Raw genomic sequence first — 13,417 nt, 5'->3', positions numbered from 1 at the left:
AGGGGACAGTACCGGAACGGAGGCTGCTTCCAGGCCCCGGCCCGTCAGAAGGGTGGTGGCGCGTCGGGTGGTGCGCCGGCACCTCGGCCGGGTGGCCCGGGTGGCCTGGGTGGCCTGGGTGGCCCGGGTGGTGGTGGTGTGGCGAGTTCTGGTGTGAAGCAGACGGTGGGGATGGGGACGTCTTCTCGGTAGACCCTGCCGTGGGGTGAGGTCCACACGAGCACTCCGCCGCCGATCTGCTTCACCCGCCACGTGGTGAATTGCTTCATGGAGTGGTGTCGTTGGCAGAGGTGGGCGAGGTTGAGGATGTGGGTGTGGCCGCCGGTGGCGTGGTCGATGGTGTGGTCGATCTCGCAGCGGATCGCGGCTCTGCGGCATCCGGGGAACCGGCAGTGCTGGTCGCGGGTCTGCAGCAGCCGCCGCATCGCGGGCAACGGCCGGTAGGCGTCGGTTTCGACCGGTGTGCGGGTGATCGGGTCGATGAACATCCGGTCCCACGTCCCCGTCTGTGAGGCGAGCTCCCGGACCGTGTCGGCGTCGATGAGTCCGGTGCCGGTCGCTTCGGCGGGGTGTTCGTCTTTCCCGGTGAGGGTGTCGGCGGTGATCACGACCTGCACTTTCGCGCGGATCGCGCCGAGCGTCCCGCGCCCGTCGGTGCCGGTGGTCGGGTCAACGACCGGTGCACCGCCGAGGACGAGGTCCGAGAGAACATCCGCGCGGAGCTGATCCATCGTCCGGGTGTCGGGCGCGGTGGCAGCACCATCGCGTGCGGCATCCACTGCACCCGCATCCGCGCCTACGGCATCCGCTCTCGCGTCCTTCACGGACTGCGCCATCTGCGTCAACCGGTCGTAGATCCCCGCGGCGATCACCATCGGCACCGTCGCGGAGAGATCGGCCATCCCGTCCACGCCCGGCGACAACCGCACGCACCGTCCGGCGGCGGCCTCCCGGTGACGCTCCGAGAACGATCGCGGGTGCATCCGCTCCGCCAGGTTCTGCAACGCCCCGGCCACGCGCGTCGCGATGTCCCGCTGGCACACGGCCACTGCGGCGGCGTCGAACTCCGGTCGTACCTCCTCCGGCACCGCCCGCCCGACCTTCACGACGACATCGACGTGCTCGCGCGTGACGAGGCGCTGCTCCCACGCCGCGAACATCGCCGGGTACTCATCCACCACCGTCATCGCGTGGTCGATCTCCCACTGCACCCGCCGGTCACCCCGCCGCGCGATCCCCGCCGCCTCGGCGGCGACCGACCGCAGCTCCATGTCGGAGGCCATGCCCCGGACTCCGCCGCGATGCGCCTCGCGCAGGGCCGACCGCCCCAACTCGGCGAGGGCTCGCATCGCGGCGACCTCGCCGGCGTGGAGGAGGCGCAACGACTCATCGAATCCGGCGAACGCGGCCGCGTGCGGAGACCCGCCCGCCATGGCCTCGGCCTCGTTGTTCGCTTGCATGTTCCTATTTTCGCAGCAGCCACCGACATTGCAGGGGAACATGGCTACGAACCTTGAGACTCCCGATGGGCATCGTTTGGGGAGGAACCGGCGCCATCACGTGCCGCCCGCGCAGGCCACCCGCCTGCCCGCCGCGCTCCCGCCGGCCGCCCGCGCGCTCGCCGGCCCGGGCTGCCGTCTCGCGATCAGCGGGTGCGACGCAGCTTCGTCGTGAGCTGCTCCAACTGCTCGAGTTCATCGGTCGACAGCACCGACATCCGCTCCGCGATCGACCGGCCGTGCTCGGCGGCGAGTCGGCGGAAGGCCGCGACGCCCTCGTTCGTCGCAGTGATCATGGCGCCGCGGCCATCGGTCGGGTCGCTGCACTTGCCGATGAGGCCGCGCGCGACCATCCGGTCGACCAGGCGAGAGACGCTCGGCTGACTGATGAGCATGTTCGCGGTGATGTCGCGCAGGCGCGCTCGGTTGCCGGGTCCACGGGTCACGGTGAGCAGGACGTCGTATTCGGCCTGGCTGAGCTCGTCGCGAGCGAAGTCACCGCTGATGTCGTCGAAGATCTCGTGCTGAGCGCGGAAGAGGCTCTCCCAAGCGGCTACCGCGCGACGACGATCGTTCATGGCGACAACTTTAATGCCCGCCTAAGCTGGTCGGCATGATCCGGCGAACGCGTTCGGCGCTCGCGCTCGTCGTCGTATCCGTCATCGGATGCCTGTTGCTGTGGGCGCTTCCGTCCGCGGCGAGCGCTGCTTCCTCCACCTCTGCTCCGATCACGACGACGGTTCCCCCGGCACTGCGCGGCGTGGTGGCATCCGATGTCTCCGGCGATCTCGACGCGTTCGTGTTCGACTCGCTCGCGGTCGACTACACCATCACGCGCGACGCCGACGGCACGGCTCGGATGCGGGTCGTCGAGACCTTCGTCGCCGATTTTCCCGATGCCGATCAGAACCGCGGGATGCGGCGGCTGCTGCCCGAGACCTACAACGGCCAGCCGCTGCATCCCGAGCTGGTCTCGGTGACCGACGAGGACGGCCGGGCCTGGCCGGTGGAGACCGACAGCGACGACGGCACCTTCGGCATCCTCGCCCGAGGCGACGACTACCTCCACGGCCGCACCAGCTTCGTCTTCACCTACGACCTGGAGAACGTCGTGTGGAGCTTCCCCGACACCGGGCTGGAGTTCTACTGGGACGTGAACGGCACGGATTGGGAGCAGCCGTTCGGTGAGGTCTCGGCGACCGTCCACCTCGATGCGGCGCTGGCGCAGAGTCTCGCCGGCCGGCAGGCCTGCTACGTCGGCGGCGACGGGGCGACCGACGCCTGCCCCGACATCACCGCATCCGCCGACGGGTCGATCATCACGGCCAAGGCGAACGACCTCGGTCCGCGAGAGACCCTGACCGTCGCGATCGGCTTCGACGAGGGGGCGTTCGAGACCTTCGACTCTTCCTTCGCGTCGTCGCCGTTCGGATGGCTCCAGGCGGGCGGCGCCATCCTGCTGCTCGGCGCGACGGGCTGGGCGGTGCGCAACCGGCGCACGCTGCTGCGTCACGAGCCCGGGCGCGCCACGATCATCGCCGAGTACGAGCCGCCGCCGGGCGTCGACGCCCTCGAGTCCGCCGTGCTGCTCGGCAAGACCACGAAGGCGATCCCGGCCGAGGTGCTCGAGCAGGCCGTGGCCGGCTCGATCCGCATCGTCGAGGGGGACAAGCCCCGGTGGGGCAAGGCGAAGCTCCGAGCCGAACTCGTCGACCCCTCGCTCGCCGACGGTGACGGTCGGATGCTCCTGGGCGGGCTGTTCCCGGCGGGCCGGCCCGGCGACGTCTACGAGTTCGGGTCGACCGACACCCGCTTCTCGACCGCCGCGCAGAAGATCCTCAAGACCGCCGGCGACGAGCTCAAACAGCGCGGGATGTACCGTTCGGTCCCGGTCGGCGCCCGGGCGTGGCCGCTCGCCGTATGGGGGCTCGCGGTCGCCCTCGTCGTGGTCTTCGGTGTGCTCGCCCTCACCAGCTACGTGCACCCCGCCCTTCCGATCGCGCTGCTCGTGGTGGCGTTCCTGTCGTTCTTCGTGGTGATCTTCGCGATCGCAGCCGTTCCCCTGTCGACGCGCGGCGCGGAGGTGCGAGATCATCTCGCCGGGCTGAAGACCTTCATCGCGTGGGCGGAGGAGGACCGCATCCGCACCCTCCAATCGCCCCGCGGCGCGGAGCGTCGCGCCATCGACACCGATGACCCGCGGCAGATGCTGCACCTGTACGAGCGCCTGCTGCCCTACGCCGTGGTGTTCGGCCTCGAGAAGGAATGGTCGCAGCGCCTCGTCGCGCTCTATGCGGCGGCCGGGGTGGCGGCGCCGGTCTGGTACGCCGGGTCCGGCGCATTCGATCCATCCTCGTTCGCCGCCGGCATCGGGACGCTGTCGGCCAGTGCGTCCTCGTCGTCGTCGACCTCGGGAGGCTCCAGCGGCGGGGGAGCGGCCGGCGGCGGTGGCGGCGGCGGTGGAGGCGGAGGCGCCTGACCGATCCACCCGCCGACGCCGGACATCACGACGCTCCGCCGAAACGGGTCTCCGAGACGCAGTTGAGGGTCCGACCGAAGAGGCATTCGGTCGGACCCTCGTCCCTTTGCACCAAGAGTTTCCTGCAATCACATGCCGGTAGCCGCCACAGCAAAACAGCTACCGTGCGAGCACTCTATAACGACGAGATAACGATGAGCAAGGGTTTTCCGTTATCTCTTCGTAATCATCGGGGAGGCCCGGAAACCCGGGTGTCACGGTCGAGATAGCTCAGGTGTTCGGCGTTGTAGCGCTCGCCTCGAACAGTGATGCGCTCGGTGAGACCATCGAGGTCGTCGCGCTCGTCGGCTGAGAGGGGCACGACCGTCGCCGCGGCGTTCTCGCGGATCCGCGCGGTGCTTCGGGTGCCGGGGATCGGGACGATCCCGGGCTGCTGTGCGAGGAGCCACGCGAGGGCGATCTGCCCCGGTGTCGTCGCTTTCGCCTCGGCGAGCCTCACGACGTGATCGACCAGCGCGCGGTTCGCCGCGAGGTTGCGCTCCTCGAAGCGAGGGACGCGTCGACGGATGTCGTCGTCGCCGAACGCCGTCGCGGCGTCGATGGTGCCGGTGAGGAATCCCTTGCCCAGCGGGCTGAAGGGGACGAAGCCGATGCCGAGCTCGCGGAGGGCGGGCAGCACATCGGCTTCCGGGTCGCGGGTCCACAGCGAGTACTCGCTCTGGACGGCGGTGACGGGGAAGACGGCGTGGGCGCGGCGGATGGTCGCCGCGGACGCCTCCGACAGGCCGAAGTGCCGCACCTTGCCGGCGGCGACGAGCTCGCCGACGGTGCCGGCGACGTCCTCGATGGGGACGTCCGGGTCGACGCGGTGCTGGTAGAACAGGTCGATCGCGTCGGTGCGCAGTCGGCTGAGCGACTCGTCGGCCACCCGACGGATCTGGTCCGGACGACTGTTCAGCCCGACGCTGCCTCCGGCTGCGATGTCCCACCCGAACTTCGTCGCGACGACGACCTCGTCGCGCAGCGGCTCGAGGGCCTCGCCGACCAGCTCCTCGTTGACGTAGGGGCCGTACACCTCGGCGGTGTCGAAGAAGGTCACGCCCAGGTCGACCGCAGAGCGCAGCACGGCGATCATGTCGCTCCGGTCACCCGGATTGGGGCCGTAGCTCTGCGACATCCCCATGCAGCCGAGTCCGACGGCGGACACCTGCAGGCCTTGTCCGAGAGTACGTGTGTGCATCGTGAGCTCCTCAGTGGTGTGGATGGCGTCGTCGTCAGCGGGAGTGGTGCTGGGCCTCGCCGGCGGTGGCGGGCTCCGCGAGATCGCCCGTGGCCTGCCAGCTGGCGAGCAGGCGCATCCGCTCCTCGCTCGGCGACCCGGGTTCGGGGACGTAGACGAGGAACGTGAGTCCGGGATGCTGCACGAACTGCATCTCTTCGTAAGCGAAGGACAGCTCTCCGACAGCCCGATGGATGAATCTCTTCGCGCCGCCGCCGTGCTGTCGCACCTCGTGCGCATTCCACCGGGTGCGGAACGACTCGCTGCCGCCGGAGAGCTCGTCGACCAGGTCGTGCATCGCGGCGTCGTGAGGATCCCGGCCGGCTTCGGTGCGCAGGATCGCGACGACGATGTCGGCGGCGGAGTCCGGGTCGGGGTAGAAGTCCCGCGCACGCGGGTCGAGAAAGGTGTAGCGGGCGATGTTGCCGCGTGCCGGCGCATCGAGTGTCTCGGCGTGAAGACCCCTCGCGAGCGGGTTCGTCGCGAGGATGTCCATCCGCCCGTTCCGCACCAGGGCCGGTCCGCCCGTGATCGCATCCAGGATGGTCTGCATCGGACGTGGCATCGAGGTCACCGCGCCGGCTCTCGTCCGTGACACGGTCGCGACCGGCGCGTGCGCGCCCCGTGCGAGATCGAACAGGTGCGCCCGTTCTGCGTCGCTCAGGCGGAGGGCGCGCGCGATCGCACCCAGCACGGCGTCCGAAGCGCCCGCGATGTCGCCGCGCTCGATCTTGCCGTAGTACTCCACGCTGATTCCGGCGAGCATCGCCACTTCTCCGCGTCGAAGTCCGGGAACTCGCCGGTTCCCGCCCGCGAGGATGCCGGCCTGCTCCGGCGCCACTCGAGCACGGCGCGAGGTCAGGAACCCGCGCACCTCGGTCCGGTTGTCCATGACGGCGACGCTACGCGCCGAGCCGGCACGGAGGAATCCTCTGTCAGTACACCGTTGGCACATGCCTACCCGGCATCGGCCGCGTGCCGGTGACGACCCGGGGTCTGCGAGGATGAGCGCGTGCACGGCAACGGTCGAGACACCGCCAGCGGGCCCTTCGTGGTCACGCTCGTCGTCGACCTGCCCATCGCCAAGCCCGACGCTCTCGAGGTCGTCGCCTTCGTCTCGGACGGGTCGGTCGAGAACGCCGGCACCGCGTACCCGCGTGTGGGCCTCGGGCGCGGCGTCTGGGCCGAGGTGCAGATCCCGAAGTTCGCCGATCCGCCGCCCTTGGCCGTCGACGTCTGTTCCGACGTCTCCTGGGATGCCGCCGCCACCGAGGCGGCTCGGCTGGCCGATGCCCTGCGACGCGTCGGCTGGACGGTGCGCGCGCCCCGCGGCGACGAGGTCTGACCCGGTCAGCCGGCGACGGCGAAGAGCCCGGCGATGCCGGCGCCGTACAGGACGAGCACGATCAGTGAGTCGACACCCATCCCGGCGATCCTCCGCTGGGGTCGGAAGAGCAGCCCGACGACGTAGACGAGGGTGAGCAGAGCCCCCAGAGCGGTGAGGTAGATGTCGGTGCCGCCGGCCCGTGGCAGCACCGCCTCGCCCGAGATCAGCGTGGCGACGAGGAACAGCACGGGCAGGAAGGCGTTGCCGCCGAAGATGTCGCTCATCGCGAGGTTGTCATCGCCTTGACGGATGGCCTGCAGCCCCGTCGAGATCTCGGGCAGAGCGGTCGCCAGTGCGAGCACGGTCGCACCGAAGAGCACTCCCGACAGCCCGATCTCGTCGGCGACGGCATCGCCCACCCGCTCGAGCACGACGCCGGCACCGAGCGTGGCGAGGGCCGAGAGCGAGAAGATGGTCACGACCTTCGCCGTCGCCATCGAGTGATGGGGATGCTGCGGCTTCGCGCGTCGGTGCCCCGGTCTGTGGTCGCTCGCCCCGGGTGAGACGCCGTCGTCGTGCCACGGAAGGTGCTTGCCGGCACGCTGCACGAGCACGAGCCCAGCTATCCACAGCGCTGCGATCATCGCCACGTCGGGAGTGAGGCGGGCGACGACCAGCTCTCCGGGCAGCTGGCTGCCCGCCACGACGACGGTCAGCACGGCGACGACGGCGAGGGCCTCGAGGACGAGGACGAGGGATGCCGCACGGTAGGTCAACGGCTTCACTCCGCGTCCCCGTTTGCCGAAGACGTCGAGGATCACCAGGACGACCGTCTGCAGGGCTATCCCGCCGAGGATGTTTCCCACCGCGACCTCGAGATTCCCGGACGCCGCCGCGCTGACCGTGATCGCGATCTCCGGGAGGTTGGTGGCGACGGCCAGCACGATGAGGCCGCCGAAGGCGCTGCCGATGTGCCAGCGTGCGTCGAGCACGTCGGTGGTCTTCGAAAGCTGGATGCCCGCGATCCACACGACCCCGGCCGCGCCGGCGAACATCAGGAGGAGCAGCCACAGGGGCAGTGACGACATGCCCTCAGTGCACACCCAACCGGGCGCGCGCGCGCACCTCTTGCGCTCGCGGGGAATCGGCCTCGTCCGGTGCCCGGGTCGGAGCGGCCGTGCTCAGCGCAGCCAGCTCGACCGGCCGAAGCGCTCCCAGCGCTCGACCACCCGCACGTCGCCGTCGTCCGCGGCCTCCAGCACGGTCACCCCGCCGATCACGACGTGATCGACGCGGGACTCGACCGCGAGCGGGTCGCCCGACCAGATGACGATGTCGCCGTCGCGGCCGGCCTCGAGCGCACCGACCCGGTCGTCGAGCCGGAGGATCGACGCGGGATTGACGGTGAGCGCCGCGAGGGCGACGTCGGCAGGCAGTCCTTCGCGCACGGCGAGGATCGCCTGCAGCCGGATCTGGTCGATCGGCACGACCGGGTGGTCGGTGGTGATGGCGACGGTCACCCCCGCCGCGGCGATGAGTGCGAGCGCGCCGATCGCGCGATCGCGCAGCTCCACCTTCGAGCGCGAGGTGAGCATCGGCCCGAAGATGACCGGGATGTCCTTCTCGGCGAGGACGTCGGCGATCTTGTGCCCCTCGGTGCCGTGGTTGACCACGAGGCGGTATCCGAACTCCTCCGCCAGGCGGATGGCCGTGACGATGTCGTCGTGGCGGTGGCTGTGCTGATCCCACAGCAGCGTTCCGTCGAGCACCTGCGCCAGCGTCTCCTTGCCGAGGTCACGGTCGAACGGATCGCCCTTGGCCGCAGCGGCATCCCGCTTGGCCACGTAGTTCTGCGCCTCGACAAAGGCCTCGCGCAGCACCGAGGCCACGCCGAGCCGGGTCGAGGGGGTCTGCTTCTTGTCGCCGTAGACGCGCTTGGGGTTCTCGCCGAGCGCCGACTTGACCGAGACGTCCGCGGCGATGACCTGCTCGTCGACGGTCCGTCCGCCCCAGGTCTTGATCGCCACGGTGCGGCCGCCGATCGGGTTGCCCGATCCCGGCTTGACGACCACCGAGGTCACTCCGCCGCGCAGCGCGTCGCGGAAGCCCACCTCATCGATGTCGATGCCGTCGAGCGCGCGGAACCGGGCTCCGTTCGGGTCGGTCATCTCGTTGGTGTCGTTGCCCGACCAGCCCTCGCCGTCCTCATGGACGCCGAGATGCCCGTGCGCCTCGACGAAACCCGGGAGCACCCAGCGCCCGGCGGCGTCGATGACCTCGGCGCCCTCCGGCACGACCGTGTCGGCTCCGCCGACGGCGGTGATGATCCCGTCCTCGACGACGATCGTCCCGCCCTCGATGACGGGGGCGGATACGGGGACGATGCGACCGTTCACGACGGCGAGGATTCGGGCCATGCCCTCGAGCCTATGTCGGGCCGCCGGCGCCCGCCGAACCCGGCCCGGCCGGGGAACCTGCACCGCACCGGCCGACTCGATCCCGGCGGGTACACCCGTCGCGCAGGCAGGGCAACCGGGGTGACGCGGCATCCCGGCGACCCTAGCGTGGGGCCTTCCACACCATCAGGAAGGAAGACGCCATGAGCCTGAACAACAACATGCCGATCGTCCCGCCCGGAGCCCTGGCCGGAGACGCCGACGACACCGCACCGACGCGGGAGGTCGACGGCGAAGAGGTCCTCGACGACGACATCGACGCCGCGCAGGTGTCGAGCATCGACGCCGACCGCGCCGCCGCCAGCGGCGACTGAACCAGAAGCGCCCGTCGGCACGCCGCGTGAGCGGGTCGTGTCGGCGGGCGCTTCTGCGTCAGCGGATGTTCAGTACCAGCCCACCGATTGCGAGTGGTCCCAGGCGCCGCAGGGCGAGCCGTATCGGCCCGAGATGTAGCCCAGGCCCCAGCGGACCTGCGTGACGGCACTGCTCTGCCAGTCGCCACCCGCGGACGCCATCTTGCTGCCCGGGAGGGCCTGCGGAATGCCGAACGCTCCGCTGCCGCTGTTGTAGGCCTGGTAGTTCCAGCCCGACTCCTTGTTCCACAGCGAGACGAGGCACGAGAACTGGTCCTGGCCCCAGCCGAAGTCGCCGAGCATGTTGCTCGCGGCCTGCTGGGCGGCGCCGGGGGAGTTGTCGCCGGTCGAGGCGACCGCGCTCGCGGTGGGAGCGGGCGCAGCCGACGACGAGGAACGGGGCGCGCTCTGACGCTGGGCTGCCGCGGCGGCCTCCGCCTCGGCCTGTGCCTTGGCCGCGGCCTCGGCAGCAGCGGCCTCCTCGGCCGCGATCCGCGCGGCCTCTTCTTCGGCGGCTTTCTGCGCCTGAGCAGCTTCGAGACGCGCGCGCAGATCGGCGGTGGCGGCCTGCACGTCGTCGGTCGCATCGGCGAGCTTCTCGGTGAGACCGGGAAGCAGCAGCGTGGGGATCACGTCCGCGTCCTGCAGGCCGGCGATGCGTTCGCGCAGCTGGGCGGTGTCGACGGTCGTGTCGCCCTCGATCGGCAGCGCCGCCGCCGAGACGTCGGCAGTAGCGGTCGCGGCGTCGACGACGGATGCCTCGGCCGCGGCGACCGCATCGCTCGTCTCGCGCTCGATCGTGCTCAGCGGCTGAGCCGGCGACGAGACGGCGGCCGTCACGAGGGCGGCACGCTGCATGACGGGAGCGGAGGCGGATGCGGTGGGAACGGCAGCCGACGCCGTCGTGCCCACCATCGCGGTGATGCCGAGCGCGACCCCCAGGGTCAGGGCGACGGGGCGGATGGCTCGGCGGGTGCTGCGGGGCGAACGCCGCAGATCGCGACGGGTGGGCTGGCTCGACGGAGAAGTCATACGAACAGGGGCGGTCCTTCGATGTTGCGGGCACCGTGAAACGACGGCGGGCGTCGCGGGCAGACGCACAAAACTCCCCGAGTCTGCGCCGTGAGTCTGGACGAGTCCCGCACAGGTGCTGAACGTAGCCTGTGAGCGGCGGCGATCCGACCCCGGCCGGGACGGGCTAATCTGGCCCCAGAACGCGGGCGTCGTCAGGCGCTCGGCACCGTCGAGCCGAGGAGGATCGCATGGCCGAGATCGAGAGCTTCACGCTGGACCACACCGCCGTGATCGCCCCCTACGTCCGTCGCATCGGCGTCGAGCACGGGCCCGATGGCGGCACCATCACCAACTTCGACGTCCGCCTCGTGCAGCCCAACGCGGGTGAGATCCCCACCGCCGGGATCCACACGATCGAACACATGCTCGCCGGCCTCCTGCGCGACCGCATCGACGGCGTCATCGACATCTCACCGTTCGGATGCCGTACGGGGTTCCACCTGTTGATGTGGGGCGAGCCCGAGGTAGCCGACGTGGTCGCGGCTCTCACCGGCAGTCTCCGCTTCATCGCCGACGAGGCGGTCGAGACCGACATCCCCGGCGTCTCGGCGCTCGAGTGCGGCAACTATCGCGACCACTCGCTGCACTCGGCACGCGAGTGGTCGAAGACCGTGCTCGACCAGGGGATCAGTCTGGACGCGTTCGCACGCGTCGGCGTCTGATCCGCGACGCGAGCCGGTGACCCCGCCCCGTCAGCAGCGCGCGCTGCGTGCGAGCGCGGCGGCGACGCTCGCGACCTTCGTCGCGCTGCTGTCGCACGTCTCGGCCGGAGGCGCTCCGCCGTCCCTGCTGGGCGTGCTCCTTCCGTGGGCGCTGTCGTTGCCGCTGACGCTGATCGTCGTCGGGCACCGCCTCTCGATCGCGCGCCTCGGCGCCGGTGTCGCCTCCGCCCAGCTGATCTTCCACGCGATGTTCGCCCTGGGCGTCGTGCCGTCCGTCGGCTCGGCCACGGTCGCCGTCGACGCGGCCGGCGACCGCGGTCTCCAGGCGCTGCACGCGGCACATATGTCGCTGCCGGCATCCTTCTCGTCACCCGCGTCGCCCGTTGCGGCCCTGCCGGACGCAGCGATGCTCGGCGCCCACCTTCTTGCCGCGGTCGTGACCACTCTCCTCTTGCACCGGGCCGAGTGCCTCATGGCAGCGCTCGGCGGGCTCGCGCAGCGCATAGCACTCCGGTTGCGGGCCGTCGCTCGCGACATCGTGCCGCCCGTCCGCACGCCGCTGCGCATCCGGCTCGCCGCCGCCGTCCGCAGGCGGCATCCGCGCCCGCTGATCGCAGCGCCGTCTCGACGCGGCCCGCCCCGGCTCCTCGTCCTCTGACGCCCCGGCGCCCGTCGGGGCGCTTCGCCGCGCGCGCATCCCGGCGCGCGTCGGCACCCCGACGACCGAGGAGACCCATGTCCATCACCGATTCCCGCGCGCCCGGCGGCGCCGTTCCCGATCCCTCCGACGCGGGCGGCGCCTCGCCCGATGACCAGGCGCCGCCGCGGCGGCGCCGCGGCTGGCTGGTGCCGATGCTGCTGCGCATCCACTTCTTCGCCGGCATCCTCGTCGGCCCGTTCATCCTGATCGCGGCGATCAGTGGAGCGCTGTACGTCGTGACGCCTCAACTCGAACGCGTGGTGTACGCGCACGAGCTGAGCGCGCCGGTCACCGGCACGACCCTGTCGCTCGGCGACCAGGTCCGCATCGCCGAGGACCGCGTCGGCGCATCGGCCGCGCTCGCCGCCGTGCGGCCCGCGCCCGCTCCTGGAGACACGACGCGCGTGATGTTCGCGCAGGACGGTCTCGGGCCGAGCGAGACGAGAGCGATCTTCGTCGACCCCGGCACCGGCGAGGTCCGCGGCGACCTGACCGTCTACGGCACGAGCGGTGCCCTCCCGCTTCGCGCGTGGGTGAGCGACCTGCATCGCACGCTCCACCTCGGCGAGCCCGGCCGCCTGTACAGCGAGCTCGCGGCATCCTGGCTCGGCATCGTGGTGGTGGCGGGCCTCGGGCTGTGGATCTCTCGCCTGCGTACGGCGCGGGCCAAACGCGACCTCGTGCGCCCGAAGCGCGGCGCGCGCGGATACCGGCGGGTTCTCGGCTGGCACGCCTCACTGGGCGTGTGGCTCGTGGTGGGGGCTGTGTTCCTCTCGGCGTCGGGCATCACGTGGTCCACCTACGCCGGCGCGAACGTCTCGGGTCTGCGCGCTGCGCTGTCGTGGCAGAACCCGACCCTCGACACCGCCGTCGGCGGCGCCGGATCGACCGACCCCCACGCCGACCACGGCATCGTCGCGCCGCCGACCGCGGCGGTGTCGCCCGACACGTTCGACGAGGTGCTCGGCGTTGCGCGCGGCGAGAACATCAACGTCGGCCTCGTCGAGATCCGTCCTCCCGCCGCGACGGGCCAGGCGTGGGTCGTCCAGGAGATCCAGCGCAGCTTCCCCACCGAGGTCGACGCGGTGGCAGTGGACGGCGACACCCTCGCGGTGGTCGACCGCGTGGACTTCGGCGACTACCCCGCCATGGCGAAGATCGCGCGGTGGGCGATCGACATCCACATGGGCTCGATGTTCGGCGTCGTCAACCAGATCGTCCTGTTCCTCGTGGCATCGGGCATCGCCGCGATGGTGGTGATGGGGTACGCGATGTGGTGGAAGCGCCGGCCGACCCGGGATCCCGCACGCCGTGTCGGCTCCGCGCCGCGCGAGGTGCTCCCGCAGGCGCCGGTCGGAGGGATCGCGCTCGTCGTCGGCGGGGCCATCGTCGTCGGCTTCTTCCTTCCCCTGGTGGGTGTGACGCTGGCGGCGTTCGTCATCGGCGATGCCATCGTGCAGTCGTCGCGGGCTCGCCGAGACCGCAGTCCCTCCTCCGGGGGAGGGGAAGAGACTGTGGTCAGGCCATAGCCGGTCAAGGCCTCGTTCTCGGCGAACTCTCAGAGTAGAGTGCCGGGCGAGGACTTCGG

Annotated in this window: 13 protein-coding genes; 6 read left to right on the top strand and 7 right to left on the bottom strand. The window is 70.9% G+C overall.

What is annotated here, in order from left to right:
* Positions 1 to 44 precede the first annotated feature (44 nt).
* Together HW566_RS05785 and HW566_RS05780 are read right to left on the bottom strand one after the other, a co-directional pair.
* Positions 45 to 1,460 carry an HNH endonuclease signature motif containing protein gene (locus tag HW566_RS05785; protein WP_256728885.1) on the bottom strand — a complete coding sequence of 472 codons (1,416 nt, stop codon included), beginning with the start codon at positions 1,458 to 1,460 and terminating at the stop codon, positions 45 to 47.
* 185 nt (positions 1,461 to 1,645) lie between these two features.
* The gene (locus HW566_RS05780) at positions 1,646 to 2,077 is read right to left on the bottom strand and encodes a MarR family winged helix-turn-helix transcriptional regulator (protein WP_178011186.1); all 432 of its coding nucleotides are present in this window, start codon (positions 2,075 to 2,077) and stop codon (positions 1,646 to 1,648) included.
* 35 nt (positions 2,078 to 2,112) lie between these two features.
* Here HW566_RS05780 and HW566_RS05775 point away from each other — a divergent pair, with 35 nt between their 5' ends.
* Positions 2,113 to 3,978 carry a DUF2207 domain-containing protein gene (locus tag HW566_RS05775; protein ID WP_178011184.1) on the top strand — a complete coding sequence of 622 codons (1,866 nt, stop codon included), beginning with the start codon at positions 2,113 to 2,115 and terminating at the stop codon, positions 3,976 to 3,978.
* Between the two features lie 226 nt (positions 3,979 to 4,204).
* On the opposite strand, the gene HW566_RS05770 is transcribed toward HW566_RS05775, so the two are convergent.
* Together HW566_RS05770 and HW566_RS05765 are read right to left on the bottom strand one after the other, a co-directional pair.
* On the bottom strand, positions 4,205 to 5,218 hold the full coding sequence (locus HW566_RS05770) for an aldo/keto reductase (protein WP_178011182.1): 1,014 nt from the start codon (positions 5,216 to 5,218) through the stop codon (positions 4,205 to 4,207).
* A 34-nt stretch (positions 5,219 to 5,252) separates the two neighbouring features.
* Complete coding sequence (locus tag HW566_RS05765; RefSeq protein ID WP_178011180.1) at positions 5,253 to 6,149, bottom strand: helix-turn-helix transcriptional regulator; 897 nt, start codon at positions 6,147 to 6,149, stop codon at positions 5,253 to 5,255.
* Positions 6,150 to 6,269: 120 nt separating this feature from the next.
* Between HW566_RS05765 and HW566_RS05760 the strand changes: the two genes are divergently transcribed.
* A complete protein-coding gene (locus tag HW566_RS05760) occupies positions 6,270 to 6,602 on the top strand; it encodes a hypothetical protein (protein WP_178011178.1) in 333 nt (110 codons plus the stop codon).
* 5 nt (positions 6,603 to 6,607) lie between these two features.
* On the opposite strand, the gene HW566_RS05755 is transcribed toward HW566_RS05760, so the two are convergent.
* Positions 6,608 to 7,672 carry a sodium:calcium antiporter gene (locus HW566_RS05755; protein ID WP_178011176.1) on the bottom strand — a complete coding sequence of 355 codons (1,065 nt, stop codon included), beginning with the start codon at positions 7,670 to 7,672 and terminating at the stop codon, positions 6,608 to 6,610.
* 93 nt (positions 7,673 to 7,765) lie between these two features.
* Complete coding sequence (locus HW566_RS05750) at positions 7,766 to 9,001, bottom strand: amidohydrolase (RefSeq protein WP_178011175.1); 1,236 nt, start codon at positions 8,999 to 9,001, stop codon at positions 7,766 to 7,768.
* A gap of 182 nt (positions 9,002 to 9,183) precedes the next feature.
* Between HW566_RS05750 and HW566_RS05745 the strand changes: the two genes are divergently transcribed.
* Positions 9,184 to 9,354: a hypothetical protein gene (locus HW566_RS05745; protein ID WP_178011173.1), complete on the top strand. Its 171-nt coding sequence runs from the start codon at positions 9,184 to 9,186 to the stop codon at positions 9,352 to 9,354.
* 69 nt (positions 9,355 to 9,423) lie between these two features.
* On the opposite strand, the gene HW566_RS05740 is transcribed toward HW566_RS05745, so the two are convergent.
* A complete protein-coding gene (locus tag HW566_RS05740; RefSeq protein WP_178011171.1) occupies positions 9,424 to 10,425 on the bottom strand; it encodes a lytic transglycosylase domain-containing protein in 1,002 nt (333 codons plus the stop codon).
* A 230-nt stretch (positions 10,426 to 10,655) separates the two neighbouring features.
* Here HW566_RS05740 and HW566_RS05735 point away from each other — a divergent pair, with 230 nt between their 5' ends.
* The 3 genes from HW566_RS05735 (at position 10,656) to HW566_RS05725 (ending at position 13,358) form a co-directional block, all read left to right on the top strand.
* Positions 10,656 to 11,129, top strand: coding sequence for an S-ribosylhomocysteine lyase (locus tag HW566_RS05735; RefSeq protein WP_178011168.1), 474 nt, complete (start codon positions 10,656 to 10,658; stop codon positions 11,127 to 11,129).
* A 16-nt stretch (positions 11,130 to 11,145) separates the two neighbouring features.
* The gene (locus tag HW566_RS05730) at positions 11,146 to 11,787 is read left to right on the top strand and encodes a hypothetical protein (protein WP_178011166.1); all 642 of its coding nucleotides are present in this window, start codon (positions 11,146 to 11,148) and stop codon (positions 11,785 to 11,787) included.
* A gap of 77 nt (positions 11,788 to 11,864) precedes the next feature.
* Positions 11,865 to 13,358 carry a PepSY-associated TM helix domain-containing protein gene (locus tag HW566_RS05725; RefSeq protein ID WP_178011164.1) on the top strand — a complete coding sequence of 498 codons (1,494 nt, stop codon included), beginning with the start codon at positions 11,865 to 11,867 and terminating at the stop codon, positions 13,356 to 13,358.
* Positions 13,359 to 13,417 lie beyond the last annotated feature (59 nt).

This window comes from Microbacterium oleivorans, from assembly GCF_013389665.1.
GTDB classification, from domain to species: domain Bacteria; phylum Actinomycetota; class Actinomycetes; order Actinomycetales; family Microbacteriaceae; genus Microbacterium; species Microbacterium oleivorans_C.
This window is presented reverse-complemented; position numbering and strand designations above follow the sequence as displayed.

Bases quoted from the DNA above. Each gene is read 5' to 3' on its own strand.
- HW566_RS05785 (WP_256728885.1), bottom strand. From the start codon at position 1,460: ATGCAAGCGAACAACGAGGCCGAGGCCATGGCGGGCGGGTCTCCGCAC.
- HW566_RS05780 (WP_178011186.1), bottom strand. From the start codon at position 2,077: ATGAACGATCGTCGTCGCGCGGTAGCCGCTTGGGAGAGCCTCTTCCGC.
- HW566_RS05775 (WP_178011184.1), top strand. From the start codon at position 2,113: ATGATCCGGCGAACGCGTTCGGCGCTCGCGCTCGTCGTCGTATCCGTC.
- HW566_RS05770 (WP_178011182.1), bottom strand. From the start codon at position 5,218: ATGCACACACGTACTCTCGGACAAGGCCTGCAGGTGTCCGCCGTCGGA.
- HW566_RS05765 (WP_178011180.1), bottom strand. From the start codon at position 6,149: ATGGACAACCGGACCGAGGTGCGCGGGTTCCTGACCTCGCGCCGTGCT.
- HW566_RS05755 (WP_178011176.1), bottom strand. From the start codon at position 7,672: ATGTCGTCACTGCCCCTGTGGCTGCTCCTCCTGATGTTCGCCGGCGCG.
- HW566_RS05750 (WP_178011175.1), bottom strand. From the start codon at position 9,001: ATGGCCCGAATCCTCGCCGTCGTGAACGGTCGCATCGTCCCCGTATCC.
- HW566_RS05745 (WP_178011173.1), top strand. From the start codon at position 9,184: ATGAGCCTGAACAACAACATGCCGATCGTCCCGCCCGGAGCCCTGGCC.
- HW566_RS05740 (WP_178011171.1), bottom strand. From the start codon at position 10,425: ATGACTTCTCCGTCGAGCCAGCCCACCCGTCGCGATCTGCGGCGTTCG.
- HW566_RS05735 (WP_178011168.1), top strand. From the start codon at position 10,656: ATGGCCGAGATCGAGAGCTTCACGCTGGACCACACCGCCGTGATCGCC.
- HW566_RS05725 (WP_178011164.1), top strand. From the start codon at position 11,865: ATGTCCATCACCGATTCCCGCGCGCCCGGCGGCGCCGTTCCCGATCCC.